Below are 25,350 nucleotides of genomic sequence, written 5' to 3' on the forward strand. Positions count from 1 at the left end.
CAGCGCGTACTGCATACCACAGCGTGGAGCGGAAAGACAACCAGACGGCCGAATCTCGGCGCCCAGACCCCGGCAGACCCCTGGGTAAGTTTCTACCGACCCTTTCAGGGCTGCGAGGCGACCAGGGCTTCCTGCCACGCGTTCTGAACGCGGTCACAGGGCATGAAGAATGCCTCGCGGCAAGCCGCATCGATCGGTTGGTAGTCGGCCAACTGGTCGAGCAGTCGATCGATGCGATCCATCCCGTAGCGATCGACGAGGTAGGCCACAACCGATCGGCTTTGAGCGTATGCGACGGCCGCGTGGTCCGCGCCAAAAGGCATGAACGAACCTTCCAGAGAGGAAAGCGGTATCAGGGCGTCGCGCAGAGCAGCCCTCGCCAATCGATCATCCTCGACTTCGCGGTTGGAGGAAGGCTCGAAGTACTGGGCAAGGCCTTCGTGCAGCCACACTGGAACGCGCGGCGCCTGCAGCTCGGCCACTCGACCAAACGCCCCGCCGGTCTTGGCGTGAATCCATGCGTGGACGTATTCGTGGTACAGGATACGCCTGAAGACCTCAGGCCGCGACTCGTACCCATCGGTGGGGACGCGGATCTTGCCGTCGAACACCGCGCCGGCCCACTGCGGCAAGCGCGTGATGTCCTGGAACTGTTGTTGACTGTATAGGATGACGGTCGTGGGCTCGGCCGGGAAATACCCGAGGGTTCGGCCCACCTCCCCGTAGGCCTCCTCCAATATCCCCAGCGCGGTTCGGTACAATTCTCGATTTTCGCGTCCATCGAACTGGATGGTGAAGTGTCTGGTCACGGCTTGCACGAAAGGATCCTGCCGTGCTCGTTCGCGTTCGAGGCGCCCCACGCGCGCGGCGACCTCGGCATTGTTGGGGCTGAGCGCCAGCGCCTGACGATACGAGTCCGCGGCGCGGTGGAGATCATTACGGCGATCGTACAACTCTCCCAAGAACTCGTGCACACGACTGTTTGAGGGATCTGCCTTGGTTGCGCGCTCCAGCACCGCAATGGCTTCGTCGTCTCGGTGGAGCTGGGCATAGGCATAACCCAAGCCGGCGAGCGCCGGCGCGTGACGCTCGTCGACGCGGATCCCGCGCCGAAACACCTCCACCGCCGCCTCATAGCGTCCGTTCGCAACCTCGCTCCAGCCCCAAGCCGCCAACGCCTCGGCCAGCGCCCGATGCGGAGCCCGCCCTGAGGGATCAACCGCGGACGCCGACGTGAACAGGCCGACGGCCTCCTTGAACGCGTTATCGGCCAAGGCCTGGCTCCCGCGGCGCAGGAGCTCCTCAACCACCTGATCGTTCTCCGTGGTCTCAGCCTGGATCAGGGGTAAAACGGGTTGAGACACCGCCGCGAGACCTTCCGGTTCTCCCTCGGCGACCGTTGCTTCTGGGAGCGCCTGTTCCTCGGAAGCGATGCCCGATCGCGAGTCCTGCGGCACGGTGTTCGGGGGCGTCGCGGGCGCGAACCGAGCGACGAGCGAATACACGGACAGCAGTCCGGTCGGAATCAGCACCGTTGCGAGCCACGCTGACAGCCCGAGCCGCGACCGAAGTCGGAGGGTTCGACGCGGCGCCCCGTCCTCGCGACACGCCGTCGAATCGTCGGCCACCGTGGTCGGGCAGCGCCGGTTGATCATTGACGCGTTCACCTCTCCGCAGGCATCCGGGATAGGAAACCATGAGAAAGTATAGCCGGCGTTCACAAGGAGAAAAGACCCGGCCCAACCACCGAGATCGGTGGTTGGGCCGGGCAGGAGTCAGCGGAGGACTGAACCTAGGGGGTGATCAGACGTTTGAGGTCGGAGGCAAGCGCGGCCAGTTCGTCCAGCCTGACCGCGGCATCACGTCGTCCGGTGAGCGGACGAAGATCAGCGAGCGTCAGTGACCGGAGAGCCTGCGACGCCCGCTCCACGGCGGCCAAGATGCCCCGGTCCGCAATGGGACGACCGGCGCGCCGCGTGGCCCATGAGCGCTTGACGGCTTCGGCGATTCTGCGCCTGGCGTCGGCAGACAGACGCCGACGCCCCTTCCCCTCTCCGCCTTTCGTCGACGCCGCACTGGTCGGCGCCGGTTTGGCGGTCGCAAGTTTCGCCCGCCGAACGGCCCAGGACCGCTTGACCGACTCGGCAATCTTCTTTTTGGCTTCTTCCGATAACTTGGCCATGAAAACCTCCGATCCATTGAACGGTGACGAGGTTCGATACCTGCTGGCATCGACACCAGGTGACGGAAATAGGCGCGGAATTGTAGCACACGGCCCCAGCGCGATCAATCGACGCGCGGTCTTTGCGATGTGTTGCCGATGCTTTCCGCCGCCTTGCCTCATGGTTTCGCGTTACCTATAATGTGCGCGTGAAGGCTCAGTACCTCGGTCACGTGGTCTGGTACGTCAGGAACCTCGATCGTTCGCTCGGGTTCTACCGGGACCTCCTGGGATTCCACGAAGTCGGCCGGATCTTCGGAGGCCGGGCCGCCGCGCTCACCGGAGGCCGCACCCACCACGAGCTGCTGCTGATCGAAGTTGGAGACGCTCCGGGACCATCGACCGGGCGGCGCATCGGGCTCTATCACATCGGCATCAAGATCGGAGATACCCTCGACGAGCTCCGCACCGCCAAGGAAGAGCTGGAACGGGCCGGAACGGTCATCGAAGGGATGTCCGACCATACGGTCAGCCAAAGCCTGTACCTGAAAGATCCCGACGGGAACGAGGTCGAATTGTACGTAGACGCCGATCCTTCGACGTGGCGCGATCACCCTGAACTGGTCCTCTCCCCCATTCGGCCGCTTCGACTGTAAGCCGCGCCGTAGGTTTTCACGACGCCGGACGCGCACGGACCATCGGGAAGGAGCCCCATGCGGCGGACAAAGATCGTGTGCACCATCGGGCCGGCCTGCGAAGATCCCTCGATCCTACGCGGCATGATCCAAGCAGGGATGGACGTGGCTCGGATCAACTTTTCCCACGGCGCTCACCCGCAGCACGCCGAATGGATCGCCAGGATCCGCCAGCTCGCGGCGGAGCTTGGCCGGAACGTCGCGGTCTTGGGCGACTTGTGCGGTCCCAAGCTTCGCACCGGGACCTTGTCGAAACCTCCGGTTTTCCTCAACGCCGGAGATCCCTTCACCCTGACCACGGAACCGATCAGCGGAGACTGGCGCGGCGTGTCGGTCAGCTTTTCCGGATTACCCGATGCGGTCAAGCCCGGAGAGACCATCCTGCTCAATGACGGAGCGATCGAACTGCTCGTGGAGTCGGTCACGACGGGAGCGGTGCACACCCGCGTGCACGTGGGGGGGCTGTTGGGTTCGCACAAAGGGATCAACATTCCCGGCCGGGCGCTCGCGATCAATCCCTTCACGGCGAAGGACCGCGAAGACGCCGGGTTCGCGCTGGCACAGGAACTGGATTGGCTGGCGTTGTCGTTCGTGCGAACGCCCGAAGACCTTCGGGCCGTGCGCGAATGGATGTCGGAATCTGGCGTCGCCATTCCCCTCATCGCCAAGATCGAAAAACGCGAGGCCATCCAAGCGCTCGACGCCGTACTCGCGGAGTCGAACGGCGCCATGGTGGCGCGCGGCGACCTGGGCGTGGAGGTCGCCCTCGAGGAGGTGCCGTTCCTTCAGAAAAACATCGTCACCGGCGCCCTGTCGTTGAGCGTGCCGGTCATCGTCGCAACCCATATGCTGGAATCGATGACCACGCAGCCTCGGCCCACCCGCGCCGAGGTCACCGACGTGGCGACCGCGGTGCTGGATGGGGCCGACGCGATCATGCTGTCCGAGGAAACGGCCTCGGGCCACTATCCGGTCGAGTCGGTCCGAATCATGTCGCGCATCGCCGAGCACGCCGAACGCGCCATCGATCGCGGGCGGTTCATGACCTTGGCGCGTCGCGATCGGGCCGTGCCGGGAGCGGTCGCCCACGCGGCCTGCGCCCTGGCATCCGAGGTGGGCGCATCGGCGATCCTGGTGCCGACATGGTCGGGGCAAACCCCGCTGCGCGTGGCTGCGCGGCGACCCGCCCAGCCCGTGCTCGCGCTGACCCACGACCCGCGCGTCCTGCGTCGCCTGGCCCTCGCGTGGGGAACGACCGCGCTGCCGGTGCCCGAGGTGTACACCGTGGACGAGGTGATCGCGACATCCGTCCAGGCGGCGCGGGCCGAGGGGTTTGTCGCGCCCGGAGATCTTGCCGTGATCGCCTATGGCGCGCCCCGGAAACAATCCGGGACGACCAACCACATCGAAGTGGTACGGGTTACGTAGCGGGTCTAGTCGGCGCGCTCACCAGCGCGATTCGGGTGCCGATCGTGGCCCCGAGCGCCGCGGCGGCGTCTCCCCGATTCACGAAGATTTCCACCACCTGATCGCTGTTGATGAGCGCGGCAGGCAGTGCGTGCGGCCCCTGCGCGTAGTGACCCACGAGCGGAGCCTTTCGACCCATCACTTCAACCGCCAGGTGATGCTCGGGCGGTCCCAGCGGGTGGAGGTTGCTGATGAGATTGCCGAACCGATCGATCCAGACGATCTCTCCCTCCACGCTCGATACGGCCAGGGCCGTCCTGATCCGGGCCGGATCGGATACCCGAGGACCGAATGCGCTCAACGGAACTCCTTGGGCCAGATGCGCGGCCGCGGGAGCGAAGACGTCACGACCCTGGAAGGTCGGGCTTCCGGCCGGTGGGGTGCGCAGGAATTCGCGGGCCGCGATCTCGAAACACTCCGAGGTTGGATCGCTTTGGCAGAGATCGGCAAAGATCCCGTTGTCGGGTCCCACCAGGTAGTGCCCATGAGCCGAACACACCAGCGGTCTGCGGGCGCTCCCGACTCCGGGGTCGACCACCGCCAGGTGGACGGTTCGTTGCGGGAAATACTTCAGGCACCGGTTCAGAACATACGCGGCCCCGGCCACGGCATGACGAGGAATCTCGTGGCTGAGATCGACGAGGACGGCCCCCGGGCAGATCGACAGGATCACGCCTTTCATGCTCCCGACCCACGGGTCTTTGACGCCGAAGTCGGTCGTGAGCGTCACGAGAGCCACCTCACGCCCTCCCCGAGATGTCGATCGCACCCACGAGCCGCCGGACGGCGTGGATCCGGTGGCGCTCCATATACCGAATCAGACCGTCGAGGACTTCAATGGTCGCGCGCGGACTCATGAAGTTCGCGGTTCCCACCGCCACCGCCGACGCTCCGGCCAGCAGGAACTCCACGGCATCCTCCCCGCAGGTGATCCCACCCATGCCGATGATGGGAATCGGGACGGCTTTGGACACCTCCCATACCATGCGAATCGCAATCGGACGGATTGCGGGTCCCGAAAGGCCCCCGGTCCAAGCCGCCAGCTTGGGTCGGCGGGCCTCAACATCGATGGCCATCCCGACGAGGGTGTTGATCAACGACACCGCGGTCGCGCCTCCGGCGTGTGCGGCTTTGGCCACCTCCCCGATGTCCGTGACGTTCGGCGACAGCTTCACGATGGTCGGAAGGTGCGTCTTGCGCCGCACCGCACGAACCACCTCGAACACCGCGGACGGAGACTGCCCGAAGCTGATCCCGCCTTGTTTCACGTTCGGGCAGGACACGTTCACCTCGATCGCGTGCACGCCGTCCGCGTCCGAGAGCCGTTGCGCGAGCGCTTCGAACTCCTCGATCGTTCCGCCGAAGATGTTCACGATGACCTTTACGTCGAAGCGCCGGAGGAACGGCAGCTTCTGCGACACGAAGGCTTCGAGTCCCACGTTGGCCAGGCCGATCGCGTTGAGCATTCCGGACGGCGTTTCAATCAATCTCGGCTCGGGATTGCCGGATCGAGGCTCCAGGGACAGCCCTTTCACTGCAACCGCTCCGAGGCGGTTGAGGTCGAGCACCCCGGCGTATTCTTCCCCGTAACCGAAGGTTCCTGACGCGGCGACGATCGGGGTCTTGAGAACGAGCCCTGCGCCGAGATCCACCGTCAGATCGGGACTCCGGCTGCTCATCGCGCGCGGCCCCCGTTCTCTCTCACTTCCATCCCGCGATGTCCATCCGCAACCGGATGATCCGCCACGCAGCCCGCCAAGCCCAGGGCTGCACCGTCAACCGCCAGCCGAAACCAAAGAGCGGTCGGATCATCACCGAGTCGAAGGGCTCCCGCCAGCGTCCATTGACGCCGAACCGGCGGGAACCGAGTGCGAGGTGTAGACCGAGGCGGAACCGCGACCAGTTCACGTCGGGGCGTCAGGGGTCGAAACGAATCTCGAGAATCTGATACTCGCTCGTTCTTGCGGGCGCCACGATCGTCACCAGGTCACCGACCCGGTGACCGATGAGCGCCTTCCCGACCGGAGAGTGAACCGAGATGCGGCCGTCCTTGAGCTCGATCTCGTATTGTCCGACAATGGTGAACCGCTTTTTGTCGCCCGATTCCGTGTCCTCCAGCACGACCGTGGCTCCGAACACCACCTTTTCAGCCGACATGTTGGCGGTATCGATCACGTCGGCGTCCGCAATCTGCGTCTCCAACTCCCGGATGCGCCCCTCCAGAAACGATTGGCGCTCCTTGGCCGCCGTGTACTCGGCGTTTTCACTGAGGTCCCCGTGAGCCCTGGCCTCCGCGATCTGTTGGATGTTCTTCGGCCGCTCCACCCGCTTGAGGCGATCCAGTTCATCTTTGAGCGCTTGGCACCCGCGCCGGGTCATCGGAATTTTCGGCATGATCGAGCCTTATCGTGTGTTCCGGGTTTCCTGGTAATACTCCTGCAGCGATCGAATTTCAACCGTGCCTCGCGGACGCGCCTCCATCGCGGCCGTGGCGGCCTTGGCGCCCGCCAGCGTGGTGACGTACGGGATGCCAGCGGTCAACGCGGTTCGGCGGATGATCGCCGAATCCCGCTGTGACGCCCGATCACCCACGGTGTTGATCACGAGCTGCACGTCTCGGTTCTTCAAATGATCCACCACGTGCGGGCGTCCCTCGTGAACCTTCAGGACGGTTTGCACCTCGATTCCGGCTTCACGCAGCGCGGAGGCCGTGCCGTCGGTGGCAATCAACGAGAACCCCAGCCGCGCGAGTGATCGCGCGAGCGGCACCAGCGCGGCCTTGTCGCGATCACGAACGCTCAGGAACACGGTGCCGCCTTCGGGCAACGCCCCGCCCGCCGCAGCCTGCGCCTTCGCGAACGCGCGGCCGAAGTCGCGATCCACGCCCATCACCTCGCCGGTCGACTTCATCTCCGGGCCCAACAGCGTATCCACGCCCGGAAACCGGTTGAACGGGAATACGGCCTCCTTGACCGCGGTGTACGGCAAGGCCTTGGGCACCGCACCCAGCTCGCCCAAGGTCTTCCCCATCATGACCTTCATGGCCCACTTGGCCAGCGGCACCCCCAGCGTCTTGCTCACGAACGGCACCGTCCGCGAGGCGCGCGGGTTGACTTCGAGGATATACACGTCACGTCCTTTGACCGCAAACTGGACGTTCATGAGTCCGACCACCCCCAACGCGCGGGCCAGTTGAATGGTCTGCCGTTCGATCTCCCCCAGGATCTCCCCCGGCAGCGAATACGCCGGCAACGAACACGCGCTGTCCCCGGAGTGGATGCCGGCCTCTTCGATGTGTTCCATGATTCCCGCCACCAGCACCGACGCTCCGTCACACACCGCGTCCACGTCGATCTCGACCGCATCGTCGATAAACTGATCGATGAGGACGCCCGCCGCCACGCTCGTCGGAATGACGGTGGCCAGATACTCTTCGAGGCTGGCCTCGTCGTACACGATGGCCATGGCGCGCCCGCCCAACACGTAGGACGGGCGGACCATCACCGGAAACCCGATGCGGGCCGCGATCTCCGCCGCCTCGCGGGGGCTGCGCGCCATCCCGCTCTCCGGCTGTTTGAGATCGAGGGCGATCAACAATTCGCGGAAGCGTTCCCGATCCTCGGCGCGATCAATGGCGTCGGGCGAAGTCCCGAGAATCCGCACCCCCGCTCGCTCGAGCGGGACAGCCAGTTTGAGCGGCGTCTGTCCGCCGAATTGGACCACCACGCCGAGCGGCCGCTCGACCGCAATGATGTGCAAGACGTCTTCCAGGGTGAGGGGCTCGAAGTACAAGCGGTCGGACGTGTCGTAATCCGTGCTCACGGTCTCGGGATTGCAGTTCACCATGATCGTTTCGTAGCCCAGCTCCCGCAAGGCGTATGACGCGTGCACGCAACAGTAGTCGAACTCGATGCCTTGACCGATCCGGTTCGGGCCGCCGCCCAAGATCATGACCTTCTGACGCCCGCTGGGACGCGATTCGCACTCGGTCTCGTACGTCGAGTACAAGTACGGCGTGTGCGCGACGAACTCGGCCCCGCACGTGTCCACGCGTTTGTAGACCGGGCGGACTCCAGCGCGGTCGCGGAGGTGCCGGATTGCGTCCTCGCCGGAACCCACCAGTCGACCGAGCGCGTGGTCTGAGAATCCCAGGGCCTTGGCTTCGACGAGCACCTCCCGCGGCAACATGTTGTCAGGTTCCGGACGGACGCCGTCGGCCACCAGGGCCGCTCGGCGCGCCAGCAGCTCGTCTTCCACCGTGACCAATTCGGAGATTTGGTGCAGGAACCACGGATCGATGCGCGAAGTTTTGGCGATCTCCTCCAGGCTCAACCCGACGCGGAACGCGTCCGCCACGTACCAGAGCCGCTCCCAGTTGGGCACGCGAAGTTTCTCCCGCACGCGATCGAGTTCGCCTTCGGCGGGCTCGCCGCCGGTCCGCCGTACCGATGATTCGAGCCCGTACCGATCGATCTCCAACGAACGGATCGCCTTGTGGAGCGCCTCCTTGAAGGTCCGTCCGATCGCCATCGCTTCCCCCACCGACTTCATCTGCGTGGTCAACGTGGCGTCGGCCTGGGGAAACTTCTCGAAGGCGAAGCGCGGAATCTTCACCACCACGTAGTCGATCGTGGGTTCGAATGCGGCCCGCGTTTCCCGGGTGATGTCGTTGGGCAACTCATCCAGGCTGTACCCGACCGCCAGCTTGGCCGCGATCTTGGCGATCGGAAACCCGGTGGCCTTCGACGCCAGCGCAGAGCTTCGCGACACGCGGGGGTTCATTTCGATCACCACCATGTCCCCGTTCTCGGGGTTGACCGCGAACTGGATGTTTGAACCCCCGGTCTCCACGCCGATTTCCCGGATGATCGCGACGGCGGCGTCGCGCATCACCTGGTACTCCTTGTCGGTCAATGTCATGGCCGGGGCCACGGTGATGCTGTCGCCGGTGTGCACGCCCATCGGATCCACGTTCTCGATCGAGCAGATGATCACGACGTTGTCGCGCAGGTCGCGCATCACCTCCAACTCGAACTCCTTCCACCCCAGTACGGACTGTTCCACCAAGATCTGGTGGGTTGGGCTGGCATCGAGCCCCCACTCCACCGCGCGTTTGAACTCCTCGCGGTTGTACGCGACGGACCCCCCGACTCCGCCCAAGGTAAACGACGGCCGAATGATCGCGGGAAATCCCACCCGCTCGATCACGACCATCGCGTCCTCAACGGATGAGACGGTGCCGCTCTCCGGAACCTTCAAGCCGATCCGCCGGACCGCCTGTTTGAACCGCTCACGATCCTCCGCCTTCTTGATGGCTTCGTACTGGGCGCCGATCAGCTTGACGCGGTATTTTTCCAGCACCCCTCGTTCCACCAGCGCCACCGCCGTGTTCAGCGCGGTCTGCCCGCCCATGGTGGGCAGCAACGCATCCGGCCGCTCGCGCTCGATGATGCGCTCGACCACCTCGGGCGTGATGGGTTCGATGTAGGTGCGGTGCGCCAACTCCGGGTCGGTCATGATGGTGGCCGGGTTGGAATTCACCAACACGATCTCGTACCCCTCTTCCCGCAACGCCTTGCACGCCTGCGACCCCGAGTAGTCGAACTCGCACGCCTGGCCAATGACGATGGGGCCCGAGCCGATCAAGAGGATCTTATGGATGTCGGTGCGTTTGGGCACTTCACCCCCCATCCCTGCCTTCCCCCGCAAGGGGGGAAGGAGTCGAAGCCTCAAAGCCAGTCGCTTTACGTTTCCTCCCCCCTTGCGGGGGAGGACTAAGGTGGGGGGAGGTGTTCAGGGCGTGTTCGATGACCCCTATCACCCCCTCCGTTTCGGTCAGCACTTCATGGTTCCAGAATCGGAGCACCCGAAAATTCTGCGACTGTAGCCACTCGCTGCGCTCTGCGTCGTATTCTCTCGCCGACAAGTGGTGACCACCATCGACTTCAACGATCAGCCGTGCCTCCAAACACGCAAAGTCGACGACATAAGGTCCGAGCGGCTGCTGGCGTCGAAACTTGAACCCATCGACTTGGCGCAGCCGGAGCTGACGCCACAGCGCCTGTTCCGCGGGTGTCAGGCTTGAGCGAAGTTGGCGCGCGCGCGGATGACTCATCTCTGATACGGTAATACGGTAACGTCTGACTCGTGCCTCAAGCGCGCCTCTCCGTACCCAGAACCTCCACGAACCGTTGGAACAAATAACCCGCGTCGTGCGGGCCGGGGGAGGCTTCGGGGTGGTATTGGACCGAGAAGACCGGCAATGTCTTGTGGCGCAAGCCCTCGACGGTCCGATCGTTCAGATTCACGTGCGTGGCTTCGACCTCTCCTCCCAGCGAGTCAAGGTCCACGGTGAAGCCGTGGTTCTGCGCCGTGATCGTCACCTGGTTGGTCGCAAGATCCAGCACCGGCTGGTTGCCCCCGTGGTGTCCGAACTTCAACTTGGAGGTGGTCCCGCCCATGGCCAGCCCCAGGATCTGATGCCCGAGGCAGATGCCGAAGATGGGCACACGCCCGATCAAACCCCGCGCAGCCTCCACCGCGTAAGTCACGGCCGCGGGGTCGCCCGGACCGTTGGCCAGCACCACCCCATCCGGGTTTGACGCCAACGCTTCCGCGGCCGGCGTGGTCGCGGGAACGACCGTGACGTCGCAGCGGGAATGGACTAGGTTGCGAAGGATGTTGCGCTTCACGCCGAAGTCATAGACCGTAACACGAGGTCTCCCCCCCACCCTGCCCTCCCCCGCAAGGGGGGAGGGACGAGCGGAGGGACTCCAGGGTCCCTCCGTCCAAGCGTAAGGCTCCCTACACGTCACGTCGCGAACCAGATCGCGGCCCACCAAGCCCGGTGAGGCTTTTGCCTTGGCGATCAACCGGCGTTCATCCAGGTCGACCGTGGACAACACGCCTTCTTGCGCGCCGCTGTCGCGAAGGTGCTTGGTGAGCGCGCGGGTGTCGATCCCTTCGATGCCCACGATCCCCGCATCCTTCAAGTATTCGTTGAGGTTCTGGCGGCTGCGCCAGTTGCTCGACATCGGCGAGCACTCCTTGACCACGAAGCCTTCGGCCCACACCCGTCCGGACTCCACGTCTTCCGGGTTGACCCCGTAGTTGCCGATCTGGGGGGCGGTCATGACCACGATCTGACCGCGGTACGACGGATCAGTGAGGATTTCTTGGTAGCCGGAGAGGCTGGTGTTGAACACCACCTCGCCCAGGGAATCGCCCTCCGCGCCGAACGCGGTTCCGCGAAACACGCTTCCGTCGGCCAATGCGAGGATCGCGGGCCGCTTACGCGCTCGCGTCATACACCACCTTCCCCCCCACCAGGGTCTTGATCACGCGGCCGCGCATCTTCCACCCGGCAAACGGCGTGTTGCGGCTTTTCGAACGGAACTGCGCCGGATCGACCACCCATTCCGCCTCTGGATCGATCACGGTCACGTCCGCGGGCGCGCCCACGCGCAGGCTGCCGCGATCAATGCGCATCACCGCGGCCGGCTTGGAGGTCATGAGCGCGATCACCTGCGGCAGCGACAGATGGCCCTCCGCGCTCAACGCCAGCGCCAGCGGCAGCGCGGTCTCCAACCCCACCACGCCGAACGGGGCCTCCGCAATGGGCCAGGACTTCTCCTCGGGCGCGTGGGGCGCGTGGTCCGTGGCGATCGCATCGATCGTGCCGTCCTTCAACCCCTCGATGACGGCGAGCACGTCCTCGCGGCTCCGCAGCGGCGGGTTCATCTTGGCGTCGGCCTTGAACCCGATCACGGCCTCGTCGGTCAACGTGAAGTGATGCGGGCAGGCCTCGGCGGTCACGCGAACGCCCCGCGCTTTGGCTTCGCGGATCATGCGCACCGACGCGGCGCAGCTCATGTGCGCCAGGTGCAGCCGCCCGCCGGTCAGCTCGGCCAGGGCCAGGTCGCGCGCGACCATCACGGTCTCGGCCGCTGCCGGCACGCCTCTGAGTCCCAGCATGGTCGACACCTTGCCCTCGTGCATCACGCCGCCGCTGGACAGGGCCAGATCTTCGCAGTGGTCGATGACCGGCACGCCGAACGACAGCGTGTACTCCAGCGCGCGACGCATGACCAGGCTGCTGGTCACGGGCCGTCCGTCGTCGGAGATCGCGGCGCAGCCCGCTTCGACCAATTCGCCGATTTCGGCCAACTCCTCGCCCCGCGATCCTTTGGTGACGGCGCCCACCGGCCTGACGTTGATCGCGCCCTCTCGCCGCGCCAGGTCGAGCACCAACTCGGTGACGGCTCGGGTGTCGTTGATCGGGTTGGTGTTGGGCATGGCGAACACCGTGGTGAATCCACCCGCGGCCGCTGACTCGGTGGCGGTCTTGACCGTTTCCTTGTATTCGTATCCGGGCTCGCGCACGTGCGTGTGCAGATCGATGAACCCGGGGCAGACCACCAGCCCGGTCGCGTTGAAGAGAGCGGTCCTGGGTCCGGGCTTGAGGCCGGGGCCGCAGGCCGCAATCTTTCCGTCGGCGATCTCGACGTCGCAGATCGCGTCCAGGCCAGCGGCCGGGTCGATGACCCGCCCGCCGCGGATCAGGAGCGAACCGCCGTTGGTCTGGGTCGTCATTGGTTTGCCGCCATGGTGACGGAATCCGATTTGCCGCCGGTCAACAGGTAGAGCGCCGCCATCCGTACCGCGATCCCGTTCGCCACCTGGCCCAGGATCACGGAACAGAGGCCGTCCGCCACGTCCGGAGCCAGTTCCACGCCCCGATTCACCGGGCCGGGGTGCATGACCAGGACGTCGGGCTTGGCCCGTTGCAGTCGTTCCCGGGTCAAGCCCCACAGCCGGCTGTACTCCCGCAGCGAGGGAAAGAACCCCGCGCCTTGACGCTCCAGTTGCAGTCGCAAGGCCATCACCACGTCCGCGCCCTCCAATGCGGGATCGAGCGTGTAGTGGATCTCCGCGCCGAAGTCCTTCAACTCCGGAGGCACCATGGTCGGCGGCCCGGCCAGCCGCACGGTCGCGCCCAGCTTGGTGAGACCCCAGAGGTTGGATCGCGCGACCCGGCTGTGACGCACGTCGCCCACAATCGCGACGGTCAAGCCCTCGAGTCGTCCTTTGCGTTCCAGGATCGTGGACAAGTCCAGAATCGCCTGGGTGGGGTGCTCGTGCGCCCCGTCGCCCGCGTTGATCACGGAGCACCGCAGGTGCCGCCCCAGCAGGGCGGGAGCGCCGGCTTCCCCGTGGCGGACCACGATCACGTCCGCGCCCATGGCCTCCAGGTTCTTGGCCGTGTCCAGGAGCGTTTCGCCCTTCACCACGCTGCTGGAGGAGGCGGACACGTTGATAACGTCCGCCGACAACCGCTTGGCCGCCAACTCGAAGGACGAGCGCGTGCGCGTACTGGGTTCGAAGAACAGATTGACGACCGTGCGCCCGCGCAGGGTGGGGACCTTTTTGATCTCCCGCCCCGCGACTTCTTTGAACGATTCCGCAGTGTCGAGCAACAGGCGCAGTTCGTCCACGTCCAAGTCGCGAATCGCCAACAGATCCTTGTGTTTGAGATTCATGAGCCTATCCGACTACCGGAACGCGGAGCCCGTTCAGAAAAGGGTCAGATGCAAGGCGCTGCGAGAACCGGAGCGCAGCGTACACTATGCGTACGTGAGCACCGGAAGCGCAGCAGCAATGCCGCAGATGGCCCTTTTCTGGACGGGCTCTCATGCGACGCTCCTCTCCGGCCCCGGGAGGATGGCGACGCGATCATCCTGCCCCTCTTCGCGGAGAAACACCTTGACCCGTTCGTCCGACCCGGTCGGGATGTTCTTGCCGACGTAATCGGCCCGGATCGGCAACTCGCGGTGCCCGCGATCGATCAAGACCGCGAGCTGGATCAGCCGCGGCCGGCCGAGGTCCATCACCCCGTCCATGGCGGCGCGGATGGTGCGGCCGGTGTAGAGCACGTCGTCGACCAAAATCACCTTGCGATCCGTGAGGTCGAACGGGATCTCGGTCTTTCGAAGCAGCGGATGGGACCTGATGGTGGACAGGTCGTCGCGGTAGAGCGTGATGTCGAGTTCGCCCAGGGGGACGTCCGCGCCCTCGATCTCGGCCAGCTTCGCGGCCAGTCGACGGGCGAGATAGACGCCGTTGGTGCGAATGCCCACCAACACCAGCGCTTCCACGCCCTTGTGGCGCTCGATGATCTCGTGCGCCATCCGCGACAGCGCTCGCTGCACGCCGGACTCATCCAACACCTGGCGTTCCGCGGCCTTCACCGTGGACATAAAAAAACCCTCCAGGCCCGGTCGGCGTGGAAGGTCTCACAATGACGTGCGTGGTCGTTCATGGGTCCTTTCTAGCCTCGCAGGGCTAGCCATTAAAGGCAACAGCACTCTACTCCGGAGCAGACCGCATTGTCAAGGGAGCCGCGATCCACCGAGGGCTCGCGACGGTGACCAAGAGTCGGTATAATCACGGCGTCGTGCCACCAGCCTCCGACTTGCAGCGACCAAGCACCGATCCCGTCGATCTTTCGGCGCTCCGCATCGACCGCAGCCGCGACCGCGGTCCGCGCCCGGGCTCCCGCCGTTCGTTGGCGTGGGGGTTGGCCGGCCTGGTATTGGTCGTCGGCGGGTGGACGTGGTACGCCTTGAGTGCGTCGCCCGTTGTGGTCGACGTCGCCGGCGTGACCACGATCTCGGGGACCGGCGCAGCCGCGGTCCTCCACGCCAGCGGCTACGTGGTGGCGCAGCGACAGGCCAACGTGGCGTCGAAAGCCACCGGACGGCTCGTGGCCCTGTACGTGGGGCCGGGGGACCGCGTCAAGAACGGGCAGATCCTCGCCAAGATCGAGAGCGCGGACGTCACCGCCCGGCTCCATCAGGCCCAGGCCAACGAGGCCGCGGCACGCGCGGCCCTGGCGCAGGCACGCGCCGCGGCCGACGAGGCGACTTTGGATTACGAGCGCAAGCGCGGACTGCTGGACGCCCAGTTGGTGTCGCAAGCTGATTTCGACGTCTCCTCGGCGCGCCACGCCACGGCGCAGGCCGGCGTGGCGTCGGCGCAAGCCGTGGTCGCGGCCGCCGAAGCCGCGGTGCGCGCCGCGGCCGTGGAGTTGGACAACACGGTGATCCGCGCGCCGTTCGACGGGACCGTGCTGACCAAGAACGCCGACGTGGGGGAAATCGTCGCGCCGTTCGGGTCCTCCACCACGGCTCGGGCCGCGGTCGTCAGAATCGCGGACATGGCCTCGTTGATGGTGGAGGCCGATGTCTCGGAACGGTACCTCGATCAAGTCACCATCGGCTTACCCTGCGAGATCACGCTCGACGCCTACCCGCAGCAGCGCTACCACGGCGTGGTCGAGACCATCGTCCCGACCGCGGATCGGGCCAAAGCCACGGTGCTCACCAAGATTCGATTCGCGGACCGCGACCCCCGCGTGTTGCCGGAGATGAGCGCGAAAGTGGCGTTTCTCTCGAGTGGGGAGGCGCCCGCGCAGACGGCCCGCCTCGCGGTTCCCGACCAGGCGGTCGTGTCGAGGAACGATCGCCGCGTGGTATACGTGGTCCGGAACGATCGGGCCGTCGAAACCGCGGTGACCACCGGCGCCACTGCGAACGGGTTGACCGAAGTCCGCGACGGCGTGGGGCCGGGTGAGCGCGTGATCGTCAACCCTCCGGACGATCTGCAGGACGGCGCGCCCGTGGCGGCTCGCGCGACTCCGGGATGAAGGATCGGACGTGACGCTGCTGCGATTGATCGTCTACAACGCCTTGCGCCACAAGCTGCGCACCGTGCTCACCGTGCTGGGCCTGGCCATCGCGGTGCTCGCGTTCGCCATGCTGCGGACCATGGTGGACGCGTGGTACGCAGGGGTGAACGCGTCGCAACAGAATCGCCTCATCTCCCGCAACGCGGTCTCGCTCGCGTTTCCCCTGCCGCTGGCCTATCGCGATCGTATCGCGCAAGTACCCGGCATCACCGCGGTCACGTACGGCGACTGGTTCGGCGGCGTGTACATCGACGAGAAGAACTTCTTCGCCCAGTTCGGCGTGGATGCGGACACATGGTTTCGGGTATACCCGGAATACCGGGTCCCTCCGGATCAGATGGACGCGTTTTCGCAGGAACGGAACGCCGCGATCGTGGGACGCAAACTTGCCGAGCGATACGGCTGGCACCTGGGCGATACCGTGAGATTGCGCGGCACGTTCTACCCGGGGGATTGGGACTTCGTGATCCGCGGGATCTACGCGGCGGACCCCAATGTGAAAACCGCCGACGAAACCCAGATGTTCTTCCACTGGGATTCGCTGGAGCAGTATCTGCGGCAGACGCTCGCCGACGCCGCGGGGCACGTGGGGTTCTACGCCTTCACCATCGACAGAACCCAGGACCCCGCCGCGATCGGCCGAGCCGTCGATGCCTTGTTCGCGAACTCCTTGGCTGAGACGTTGACCGAGACCGAACGGGAATTCCAACTGGGATTCGTGTCCATGACCGAAGCCATTCTACTCGCGATCCAGGCGATCTCGATCATGATCGTGGGCCTGATCCTGATCGTGCTCGCCAATACCATGGCCATGTCCGCGCGGGAACGCGCGACCGAGTATGCGGTGATGAAGACGATGGGCTTCTCTCCGGCCCGCCTCGCGGTGCTGATCGCCGGGGAGTCGCTCGTGATCGCGATCGCCGGAGGCTTCGTCGGCATGCTCGCGGTCTTCCCGCTCGCCGAGGCCTTCGGCGCCGCGGTCGGAACGTTTTTCCCGGTCTTCAAGATCTCGGGGGCCACGCTGGCGGCCGCCTCCGGGTTGGACCTTGCGGCGGCGGTGGTGGCGGCCGCGATCCCGTCATGGTTCGTGGCCCGAACCACGGTGGCAGAGGGTCTGAGGCACGTGGGATGACGTGATGAAGATTCCGATCGCCTACAGCCTTCGCAATCTCGGAGCCCGGCGACTGACCACGCTCATGACCGCCTCCGGGATGGCGTTGGTGGTGTTCGTCCTCGCCGCGGTCCTGATGCTGGCCCACGGGTTGGAGCGCACCATGGTCAGCACCGGCTCCCCGGACAACGCGCTGATCACCCGGCGGTCAGCCACCTCCGAGGTGCAGAGTTTTCTCTCGCGCGAACAGGCCGCGATCATCATGGCCTCCGACGAGATCACCCGGGGACCGGACGGCGTGCCCCTCGGAGGATCGGAAACCGTGACGATCATCAACCTTCCCAAGCGAGGCAGCGGCAAGCCGTCGAACGTCCAGATCCGCGGCGCCTCGGCACTGGCGATGACGCTGCGCCCGCAGATCAAACTGGTCGAGGGACGCCTCTGGCAACCAGGATCGTCCGAAGTGGTGGTGGGCCGCGGCATTGCGTCGCGTTTTCAGGGGACCGGACTGGGCGAGACCATACGTTTCGCGCTGCGCGATTGGACCGTGGTGGGCGTCTTCGACGGAGGCGGCAGCGGCTTCGATTCGGAGATTTGGGTGGACGCGGACCAACTGATGCAGGCGTTTCGCCGCACCCTGTTTTCGTCCGCGCTCGTTCGCGTGCCGGACGCGCGGGCCTTCGATGCGCTCAAAGCCCGGCTGGAGACCGATCCCCGCCTCACCGTGGAGGTCAAACGGGAAATCGACTACTACGCGGCGCAGTCCGAGATGTTCGCCACGTTTATCCGCGTGGTGGGGTTGCTCGTGACCGTGGTGTTCAGCCTCGGTGCCGTGGTCGGCGCCATGATCACCATGTACGCCGCCGTGTCCAACCGCACCCAGGAGATCGGCGCGCTCCGAGCGCTGGGATTCGGCCGCGGCGCGGTCTGGGGCGCCTTCGTGGTCGAGTCGCTCGGGTTGTCGCTGCTCGGAGGGTTACTCGGGGTGGGGGCGGCCGCGCTGCTGCAGTTCGTCTCGATTTCTTCCGTCAATTTCGCCACGTTCACGGAAATCGCGTTCGGGTTTTCCTTGTCCCCGCAGATCGTGGCCCAGTCATTGGTGTTCTCCGCAGTGATGGGATTTGTCGGCGGGGTGCTTCCAGCCGTTCGCGCGAGCCGTCTTAAGATCGTTGAGGCGCTGCGCACCCCCTGATCGTCAGCGGGGGCGCTTCAGGACAATGCGCCGGAACCACCCGCGGCCCAAATCAGGTTCGTCGCGAACCAGCTCCAGGCCGGGGCACGATGCCAGAACCTCTTCGAACACCACGTCGGTGTTGGTGGCCAACCGCCCGAGGAGGGGGCTGAACCACCGCCTGAGCGGCGCGTTCTGGCCTGGGCGCAGAAACTTGTCGAGAATATGGATCGTCCCCCCGGGCCGCACGACCCGCGCCACCTCGCTCAGAAGCGCGTGCGGGTTCGGCACCACGGCAACGATCAAGTGCAGCACGGCGCGATCGAACGAACCGTCGCGAAGCGGCAGCTCCATGCCGTCGCCGCGGACCAGACGGATCGGCGCGTCGTATTCGCGGGCTTTGGCTTTGGCCCGTCCGATCATCGCAGCGGTCAGGTCGACTCCCACGTAGGTTGCGCCCGGCTTGAGCCACGGGATGTCGAGTCCGGTCCCCACGCCGACCAGGAGAATTCGTTGGCCCGACACGTCGCCGAGCGTCCCCAGACTCTTTCGCCGACTCTCGCGCAGCGCCGACGCCACCGCGGCGTCGTAAAACGGCGCCCACAAGGTGTAGGCGCGCCGAAGCCATGGTGATCGCTCCGCGCGTTGAGCCGCGCGCGGAGAAGCCGCACGGGATGAGACGAGGACGACCGGAGGGGACGGATCGGAGGCGCGTATCCGCCGCCTCTCAACCAGCCGGGGAACGCGCATCAGGGAACCTGACGGCGGGATTCAATCCATTGTCTGACCACGCCGGGCGTGCGGGCGTCGATGTACGCGAACCGCACGCCGATGCCGTGCGGCGCGCGTCGGACGATCCGACCGTTGGTGGTGACGAATTGGGTCTCGTGCGGGTCCAGCGAGAAGGTGATGTTCATGGAGGTGCCGATCTCGAAGCGCGGAGGGACCTCGATGAAACACCCCGAGAAGCTCAGGTTCCGGATCGTCCCGCTCAGGAAGGTCGACCCGGACCGAATCGTGGCCGGCCCGGAAAAAGGGAGACGAACGTGTGGTCTCTGCTCAACCGACTGGGTCTGGTTCATGGCCGCTCCTCCGTTCTTCGCCACGGACGGACCTGGGGGAGGAACCGCAGTCGGCGGCTGGAAATTCCAAAGCAGCCGGTCGGACAATCCTGTACACTTGGGCCGGCGCCGGGTGTTTAGAATCCTTCTAAACGTCCGCCCAGCCACGTCACGCCCTGGGCCGCGCCGCCATTCTCACTCGCCAGAATTGCATCGGCAAATTCGAGGCCGGTCGCGCCCGCCATCACCACGCGAAACCGAAGTTTCACCAAGACGCCATCTTGCTGCGAGCCCAGCGGTGTCCCGAACTTCTTGATCTCCACGTTGAGCCGGCCCGCCCCTGGAAGGGGCGTTGGAACCGTGTACTCCACGTTGGTCGAAGGGGCCTGCTGCTCGAAGAAGTCACCGGGTTCGAAATCCACAAACTCAACCACCGCGGGCTCGAACCGGATACCGAACGTGGCAATGAACGTGGGCAGTGCAATGTCCTCGCCCCAGACCTCCAGGGTCATGGTGTCGCCCAGGCTCGGTCCTTCCCGCAGGGAAACGCTGTCCGCCGGCAGCACGGTTTGATCCGGCGTGAATCGCACCGACAAACCACCGATGTCCGTGACGCTCCCGCCTCCGCCGCATGAAACCATGATCAGGGCCGCTGAGACGGCCGTGCCGATCCGTCCCAGTCGTGTCAGCGATAAGTGAGGCACATCGAGCTCCATCCCGCCGTCACACAGAAGACAACCGAGCAAGGGAGAGTCTTCCGAAGCCCTTCTGCTTGAGCTTCAGAAACTCCCCACCCCGGTGCCGGGGGCGGAGAGGTTCTGTGCGCGTTGAGGTCAGCAGAGCGCCGGGAAAGCGGGCACCTGCGTGCTGGAGGTCTGGTCAGGGCAAGCTCATTGCAGGACGTAAACAGCCCCCGCAGTGGTTGCGATGTTGTTGGCCTGATCGCCGTCGATGCCCATCGCGTTGCTGTCTTCGCCGATCGCCCCGACCGCCACGGTATCTATGCTCACCGCCACGCTCCCGCCAAAGCCGTCGAGGCCGGCGGTGTTGGAGGCCTTCACGTAGTCGAGCTGGCTCCAGGTTGTGCCGCTGCGGGAGAACACATAGACCGCCCCGGCGGTCGCAGCGCTGTTGTCGGGTTGCCCCACCCCGGTCGCGTCGACGCCGGTGGCCGCGCTGTCCTCGGACGGCGCCCCGATTGCCAGGGTATCGCCGCTCAGCGCCACTCTCCACCCGAACAGGTCGCCCGCGTTCGTATTGGACGCCTTCACGTACGCCTGTTGCGCCCACGTTCCGGTGATCCCGCCGCTGCGGAAGAACACATACACCGCGCCGGTATCGATCGCGCTGTTGTTGCCTACGCTGTCGATTCCCGTGGTCGCACTGTCTTCCAACGGCGCGCCGACTGCCAGGGTGTCGCCCTCCAATGCCAGGCTCGTGCCGAACGCGTCGGCCGCCCCGGTGTTGGAGGCTTTGAGGTAGGCCTGTTGTGCCCACGCGGTGCCGGCGCGGGTGAACACGTACACCGCGCCAGAGCTGGTCGCGCCGTTGCTGGTCTGGGGAGTGCCGTCGATGCCCGTGGCAATGCTGCTCTCCCCGGCCGCGCCCGCCGCCAGCGTGTCACCGCTGAGCGCCACGCTCACCCCGAACACGTCTCCGGCATCGGTATTGGATGCTTTGACGTAGGCTTCCTGGCTCCAGATCGTCCCGCTGCGGGTGAACACGTACACCGCCCCGGCATTCGACGCGCTGTCGTCCGCCTGGTCCCCGTCGATGCCGGTCGCTACGCTGTCTTCTCCGAGCGCGCCCACTGTTACGGTCTCTCCGCTCAACGCCACCCGCCAACCGAATCGATCCCCGGCGCCCGTGTTCGACGCTTTGAGGTACGCCTGCTGGGTCCAGGTCGTTCCGCTGCGCACGAACACGTACACGGCCCCGGCATTCGACGCGCTGTCGTCCGCCTGGTCCCCGTCGATCCCAACGGCCGTGCTGTCTTCCGAGGGAGCCCCGACTACCAAGGTCTCGCCCTCCAGCGACACGCTCCAGCCGAACTGATCTCCAGCGCCGGTGTTCGAGGCTTTGAGATACGCCTGCTGGCTCCAGGTCGTCCCGCTGCGCACGAACACGTACACCGCCCCGGAGTTCGCCGCGTTGTTGCTCGTGCCATCTCCATCCACCCCGGTCGCCGCACTGTCCTCCGAAGGCGCGCCCACGACCATGGTGTCGCCGTTCAAGGCCACGCTATAGCCGAAGTGGTCGTCAGCTCCGGTGTTCGAGGCTTTGGCGTACGCCTGCTGCGCGAAGTTGACCTCGGTGCCGCGCGTCACTTCGATGGTATACACCCTCGCCGCGCCGCCGGTGGTGACCACTCGAACACTCAAGACATTGCGACCTTCCACCAGGCTGACGGGGTCCGTAAGGGTCCCGCCGTTGACGGTGATCGTCGCGTCCGCTTCAGTTGCAGTGGCCGTGACCGTAGTTTGAGTGGTGAGAAAAACCGTGCTGACCGTGTACGCGGTCACGCTGGAATCAAACGTCTCGTTGAACGGCCCCAGATCAACTGCCAGGGCGGTCAAGGACGGATCGCCGGTGGGGCCATCATCACTGGCACATCCCCCGAGAATCCCCGCCACTATCACGACCAAGCCGAACACCGCGAACACGTCCCGTCTCATCACCCCGCCTCTCTCAGCCGCACCTTGGCGCGCTGATGCCCAACGCGTTGGGTCAACTGAACACAATGCAGACGCGGGTGTCAAGAAATTATGGAGGAGACTGGCCGACCAGCTGACAGGGACCGCGGCACGCGGCGTGGCAGAACAGCACCTGCCGGTTTATCTCTTCTGAGCTAATATTGGCAACAGAATATCCCCCAGACGGAGTGCAATTATGGCGAACGATAGAAACAGTGTACCCAATCCGAGATGCACGATCTGCAACAGACCGACAAGCAATCGGTTTCCTGGCGCGGTATTTCAGGCCGTGCCTCCCGATCGGGATCCGTCATCGCCGGTCGTCTTCCCCCGGGACTACATTTGCGGTTCGGACAAGTGTTTGCACCGGTTCATCGATCGCGTGTTCGATGAACACCGAAGAAAGAAGACCCGCTACGTGGCCTAAGGCTAAGAGGCAATTTTGGGAAATGGTGCCCCTGGCGTGATTTCGCGACACGCGGTTTAGGAACCGGTTTTCGCGCCGCGGGGCACTTCGGTCGGAAGGCGTGAAGTTACGAGCATTCCCGTGGGGAATCAACAAAATCGGCCCGCCGAGTCAGCGAGGGCCGACGGGGGTCGAGGAGGGCTGAAAAGAGCTGAGACCGTTTTAGTTTCGTTTTAGTGCGAAGGATTCCTTGTCGGAACGGGCTTCAATGCCGTCCAGTCAATCCCCACCGTCTCCCATATCCGTGGGAGATCGCCCAGCGTAATGGGAGTCAGCGGACCACCCACCGCGTGCTCACCCAGGCGAAAAATTACGCGACGCACGGTTTCCTTGAGCCAGATTTCTTCACTCGGATCGAGCGGCTTCATCGGTGTCCCCGCTTTGAACTTTCGACCCGTCACCAGATCGCCCCGACTCTCACCGCTTAAGTTGCCGAGCTTGTCGAGGACTGCGAGGTCGATCTTGAACATCTCCGCGGCCTTTTCCCGGACTCGACGCTTCTCTCCGGTGCGAGCCTCCAAGTGGCTCAATAGCGCATAGGCGAACGTCGAGAGCGGCTCCCGTCCTTTTTGAAGATTCGTCCATCGCTTATGCCACTTCATCACCTCAGGTGTCGCCTGGAACGACGTCAGTAGGTCTGGGTACTTGCTGTGTACCGCTCGTCCGACCCCCTTCAGGGTAGCGGACCCCGCCGTCAGGGTGGCGACACCTGAAACAAACCGGTACACCGTTCCTGGAGGAGGTGGGTTACGATCAACGACATCGGCCTTGTCGAACGTGAATCGAATCGTGCCGATACCCAACCGGAGGTCAGTTCCGATTGCCCAATCCCGTAGGACAGGATCGACGGCTTCGCGCGCGGCGAGTTCATCGGCGAAGTGGTCGCGGAGCGTCACCGTCAACCGCCCATCCTGCAGGCGAAATTCACCAAACGCATGTGATTGAGAAAGCGGCGGAGGATTCTCGTAGGCCACCCCCTCTTGAGACTCGATGGTGTAGTGGAGCCGCTCTACGTGGGGATCGCGCATGACCTCAGTAGCCCCTCACCCAGTTGCGCCCTGGTACACGGGCTGGAGGGGGATCGGTCTCTCCGTATTGGACGGTCTTGTCGCAGTTATTGCAGTGCCCATATCCCTTAATGCCCCGAACCATCCGAATCGTGAGGCGTTTCGCATCCCAGCAGGTGGAACAGAACGGGCCGCTCTGCTCGTCGTCTTTGTCGGTCAGCCAATAGGCGTTGTTGCGATATTGCAGCGTCTGCTGAGTGGCGAGGGCCTGTTCAAGGGTACCGACCCTCTCCTTCAGTGCACCGTTCTCGAGAACGAGATCACGGCACTGCTCCGCGAGGTCGACGAGCTTCTTGATCAGGTCGACGTTGTCGAGCTTTTGAACCAGCGCCATCAATTCCTTTGTCGTTTCGATAACGCTCATGCGGTCCCGCCCTTCTCCTATGGAGTGTGCTGAATCGGCCCCCCCGGTACGGTGCCCACGGCCGGAACAGAACGATTTGCCCGCGATCGAATCACTGTCCCCGTCGAAAGACGCGCCCGAACGAGTATAGCGACTTGGGAGTGAATCGCGTTGGGAACAGCAGCAACGGGCACCCACGTCTCCCAGGTCTCGTCTGGCGGGAGCCTTACTGGGAGCGGGCGCTGTGGGTTCAATACATGTATTTCTGGTTGCATGTCAATCCAAACGTGTGTGACTACGACATCACGAGACCGGGACAGGTTCGTCGCGTTGATAAAGAAACACTCCTGGCCCGTGGCGACAAACGATGCTCTATGGACCAGCAGGCGGAGACGCCTCCGCTCTACCCAAGCAGGAAGCAAGTGCTCGGGGATAACGCCTATCACCAAATCAAGTATTGCGCCCAACACTACCTCGACCCGTTAGGTCCGCGCCAAAGATTCCGGGGCCGGGCGTACTCCCTCGTCGCCCAGTACCAAAACGACTCGGTTGGAGAAGGCCAGATTCATGGCGTACCGAGAGCTACTCAGATCGTGGCACCCTCATCTTGACTGTGTGGTGCTTCATGTCGATGAAGATCAGACGTGGCCGATTATACTTCGCTGCAAGGTGCCCGATCACCAAATTCTTGTCCCTGCGGTCGATGTCACCGTCAACAATGTATCCCTCTCCTCGTGCTTCGAGCGCGTCGGGATCACATAGCCCAGCGGCAAGCACCTGTACGAGCTTCGACCTCCTGAATCCCTCGACTCGAGGTGAAAGCGTGTTGACGCAGAGTTGGATCTCATCATTCGCGAAGATAATGGCACCATCAAGAGTTTCCCGGTGCCTGAAGAACTCGCTATTACCGAAATAATAACAATATCGAGAATCATGAGTCGCGTCATCCATGTCGATGATTTCCTGGATTCCAAACAGTGTGGACTGAAATCGCCGTCGGTGATCCGCGGCCTCCCTGCCTTCGCACTGTAACCACAGGAGGCGAAAAGCGTCACCGACCTCCAGATATGAGACCAGTTGCTCTACGCCGTCGCTAATGATTCCTGACAGGGTATTTCGGCTCCCCGTGGGTATGGAGCGCGAATAGGCTTCTCCTTGGTCTAACGCTCTTTCCTCTTCCTCGACTTGGTCCGGGTCGTCACGTTTCGCCTTCACCTCAAAGAGAAATGTCTCTCCTTCGGCGAATCGACCTAATAGATCAGGCGTTTTTCGGCCCGGTTGCGGCGGAATATCCTCGACCTGTAGCCCGAAGTGTCGAAGTGCCTCCTTGGCAAATTCTTTGACTTCGCGATCATCCATCTCGTCTACC

23 protein-coding genes are annotated in these 25,350 nt (G+C 64.5%); 5 read left to right on the forward strand and 18 right to left on the reverse strand.

Features of this window, described 5'->3' with window-relative positions; translation table 11 throughout:
• Positions 1-104 precede the first annotated feature (104 nt).
• Entirely contained in the window at positions 105-1,655 is a 1,551-nt protein-coding gene (locus AB1451_01535) for a tetratricopeptide repeat protein (protein MEW6681595.1), read from the reverse strand.
• Positions 1,656-1,792: 137 nt separating this feature from the next.
• A complete protein-coding gene (locus AB1451_01540; protein ID MEW6681596.1) occupies positions 1,793-2,182 on the reverse strand; it encodes a hypothetical protein in 390 nt (129 codons plus the stop codon).
• 188 nt (positions 2,183-2,370) lie between these two features.
• Between AB1451_01540 and AB1451_01545 the strand changes: the two genes are divergently transcribed.
• A complete protein-coding gene (locus AB1451_01545) occupies positions 2,371-2,817 on the forward strand; it encodes a VOC family protein (GenBank protein ID MEW6681597.1) in 447 nt (148 codons plus the stop codon).
• Between the two features lie 57 nt (positions 2,818-2,874).
• Positions 2,875-4,284 carry a pyruvate kinase gene (pyk, locus tag AB1451_01550; GenBank protein MEW6681598.1) on the forward strand — a complete coding sequence of 470 codons (1,410 nt, stop codon included), beginning with the start codon at positions 2,875-2,877 and terminating at the stop codon, positions 4,282-4,284.
• Here pyk and AB1451_01555 read toward each other — a convergent pair.
• The 9 genes from AB1451_01555 to pyrR form a co-directional block, all read right to left on the reverse strand.
• Positions 4,277-5,062, reverse strand: coding sequence for an SAM-dependent chlorinase/fluorinase (locus AB1451_01555; protein ID MEW6681599.1), 786 nt, complete (start codon positions 5,060-5,062; stop codon positions 4,277-4,279). The two genes, pyk and AB1451_01555, sit on opposite strands and share 8 nt — an antisense overlap.
• A gap of 1 nt (position 5,063) precedes the next feature.
• Positions 5,064-6,002 (reverse strand): dihydroorotate dehydrogenase, encoded by a 939-nt coding sequence (locus AB1451_01560; protein ID MEW6681600.1) that lies wholly within the window; start codon positions 6,000-6,002, stop codon positions 5,064-5,066.
• 238 nt (positions 6,003-6,240) lie between these two features.
• Positions 6,241-6,717, reverse strand: a complete 477-nt coding sequence (gene greA, locus AB1451_01565; protein ID MEW6681601.1) for a transcription elongation factor GreA — start codon at positions 6,715-6,717, stop codon at positions 6,241-6,243.
• Positions 6,718-6,726: 9 nt separating this feature from the next.
• Positions 6,727-10,002 (reverse strand): carbamoyl-phosphate synthase large subunit, encoded by a 3,276-nt coding sequence (gene carB / locus AB1451_01570; GenBank protein ID MEW6681602.1) that lies wholly within the window; start codon positions 10,000-10,002, stop codon positions 6,727-6,729.
• A gap of 1 nt (position 10,003) precedes the next feature.
• Positions 10,004-10,438: an endonuclease domain-containing protein gene (locus tag AB1451_01575; GenBank protein ID MEW6681603.1), complete on the reverse strand. Its 435-nt coding sequence runs from the start codon at positions 10,436-10,438 to the stop codon at positions 10,004-10,006.
• A gap of 37 nt (positions 10,439-10,475) precedes the next feature.
• The gene (carA, locus tag AB1451_01580; GenBank protein ID MEW6681604.1) at positions 10,476-11,630 is read right to left on the reverse strand and encodes a glutamine-hydrolyzing carbamoyl-phosphate synthase small subunit; all 1,155 of its coding nucleotides are present in this window, start codon (positions 11,628-11,630) and stop codon (positions 10,476-10,478) included.
• Entirely contained in the window at positions 11,614-12,915 is a 1,302-nt protein-coding gene (locus AB1451_01585) for a dihydroorotase (protein ID MEW6681605.1), read from the reverse strand. Before AB1451_01585 ends, carA begins: the two co-directional genes overlap by 17 nt.
• Entirely contained in the window at positions 12,912-13,862 is a 951-nt protein-coding gene (locus AB1451_01590) for an aspartate carbamoyltransferase catalytic subunit (protein ID MEW6681606.1), read from the reverse strand. The genes AB1451_01585 and AB1451_01590 overlap by 4 nt, the downstream gene beginning before the upstream one ends.
• A gap of 150 nt (positions 13,863-14,012) precedes the next feature.
• A complete protein-coding gene (gene pyrR, locus AB1451_01595; GenBank protein MEW6681607.1) occupies positions 14,013-14,579 on the reverse strand; it encodes a bifunctional pyr operon transcriptional regulator/uracil phosphoribosyltransferase PyrR in 567 nt (188 codons plus the stop codon).
• Positions 14,580-14,794: 215 nt separating this feature from the next.
• Between pyrR and AB1451_01600 the strand changes: the two genes are divergently transcribed.
• From AB1451_01600 to AB1451_01610, 3 genes are read left to right on the forward strand one after another with little or no spacing between them, the layout of a single operon-like run.
• Positions 14,795-16,027 carry an efflux RND transporter periplasmic adaptor subunit gene (locus AB1451_01600; protein ID MEW6681608.1) on the forward strand — a complete coding sequence of 411 codons (1,233 nt, stop codon included), beginning with the start codon at positions 14,795-14,797 and terminating at the stop codon, positions 16,025-16,027.
• A 10-nt stretch (positions 16,028-16,037) separates the two neighbouring features.
• Complete coding sequence (locus tag AB1451_01605) at positions 16,038-17,201, forward strand: ABC transporter permease (GenBank protein MEW6681609.1); 1,164 nt, start codon at positions 16,038-16,040, stop codon at positions 17,199-17,201.
• A 4-nt stretch (positions 17,202-17,205) separates the two neighbouring features.
• Positions 17,206-18,372 carry an ABC transporter permease gene (locus tag AB1451_01610; GenBank protein MEW6681610.1) on the forward strand — a complete coding sequence of 389 codons (1,167 nt, stop codon included), beginning with the start codon at positions 17,206-17,208 and terminating at the stop codon, positions 18,370-18,372.
• A gap of 3 nt (positions 18,373-18,375) precedes the next feature.
• Here the strand turns inward: AB1451_01610 and AB1451_01615 are convergent, their stop codons facing one another.
• From AB1451_01615 to AB1451_01645, 7 genes are all read right to left on the reverse strand, one after another.
• Positions 18,376-19,101 carry a class I SAM-dependent methyltransferase gene (locus AB1451_01615; GenBank protein ID MEW6681611.1) on the reverse strand — a complete coding sequence of 242 codons (726 nt, stop codon included), beginning with the start codon at positions 19,099-19,101 and terminating at the stop codon, positions 18,376-18,378.
• Entirely contained in the window at positions 19,101-19,433 is a 333-nt protein-coding gene (locus tag AB1451_01620; protein MEW6681612.1) for a PilZ domain-containing protein, read from the reverse strand. Before AB1451_01620 ends, AB1451_01615 begins: the two co-directional genes overlap by 1 nt.
• Positions 19,434-19,549: 116 nt before the next feature.
• Positions 19,550-20,116, reverse strand: a complete 567-nt coding sequence (locus tag AB1451_01625; GenBank protein MEW6681613.1) for a hypothetical protein — start codon at positions 20,114-20,116, stop codon at positions 19,550-19,552.
• Between the two features lie 186 nt (positions 20,117-20,302).
• Positions 20,303-22,087, reverse strand: coding sequence for a cadherin-like beta sandwich domain-containing protein (locus tag AB1451_01630; GenBank protein ID MEW6681614.1), 1,785 nt, complete (start codon positions 22,085-22,087; stop codon positions 20,303-20,305).
• 657 nt (positions 22,088-22,744) lie between these two features.
• The gene (locus AB1451_01635) at positions 22,745-23,599 is read right to left on the reverse strand and encodes a hypothetical protein (protein MEW6681615.1); all 855 of its coding nucleotides are present in this window, start codon (positions 23,597-23,599) and stop codon (positions 22,745-22,747) included.
• A gap of 4 nt (positions 23,600-23,603) precedes the next feature.
• Positions 23,604-24,002 (reverse strand): hypothetical protein, encoded by a 399-nt coding sequence (locus tag AB1451_01640; GenBank protein ID MEW6681616.1) that lies wholly within the window; start codon positions 24,000-24,002, stop codon positions 23,604-23,606.
• 561 nt (positions 24,003-24,563) lie between these two features.
• Positions 24,564-25,340, reverse strand: coding sequence for a hypothetical protein (locus AB1451_01645; GenBank protein ID MEW6681617.1), 777 nt, complete (start codon positions 25,338-25,340; stop codon positions 24,564-24,566).
• Positions 25,341-25,350: the final 10 nt, after the last annotated feature.

The sequence above is a fragment of the Nitrospirota bacterium genome, assembly GCA_040757335.1.
Classification (GTDB): domain Bacteria; phylum Nitrospirota; class Nitrospiria; order 2-01-FULL-66-17; family 2-01-FULL-66-17; genus JBFLXB01.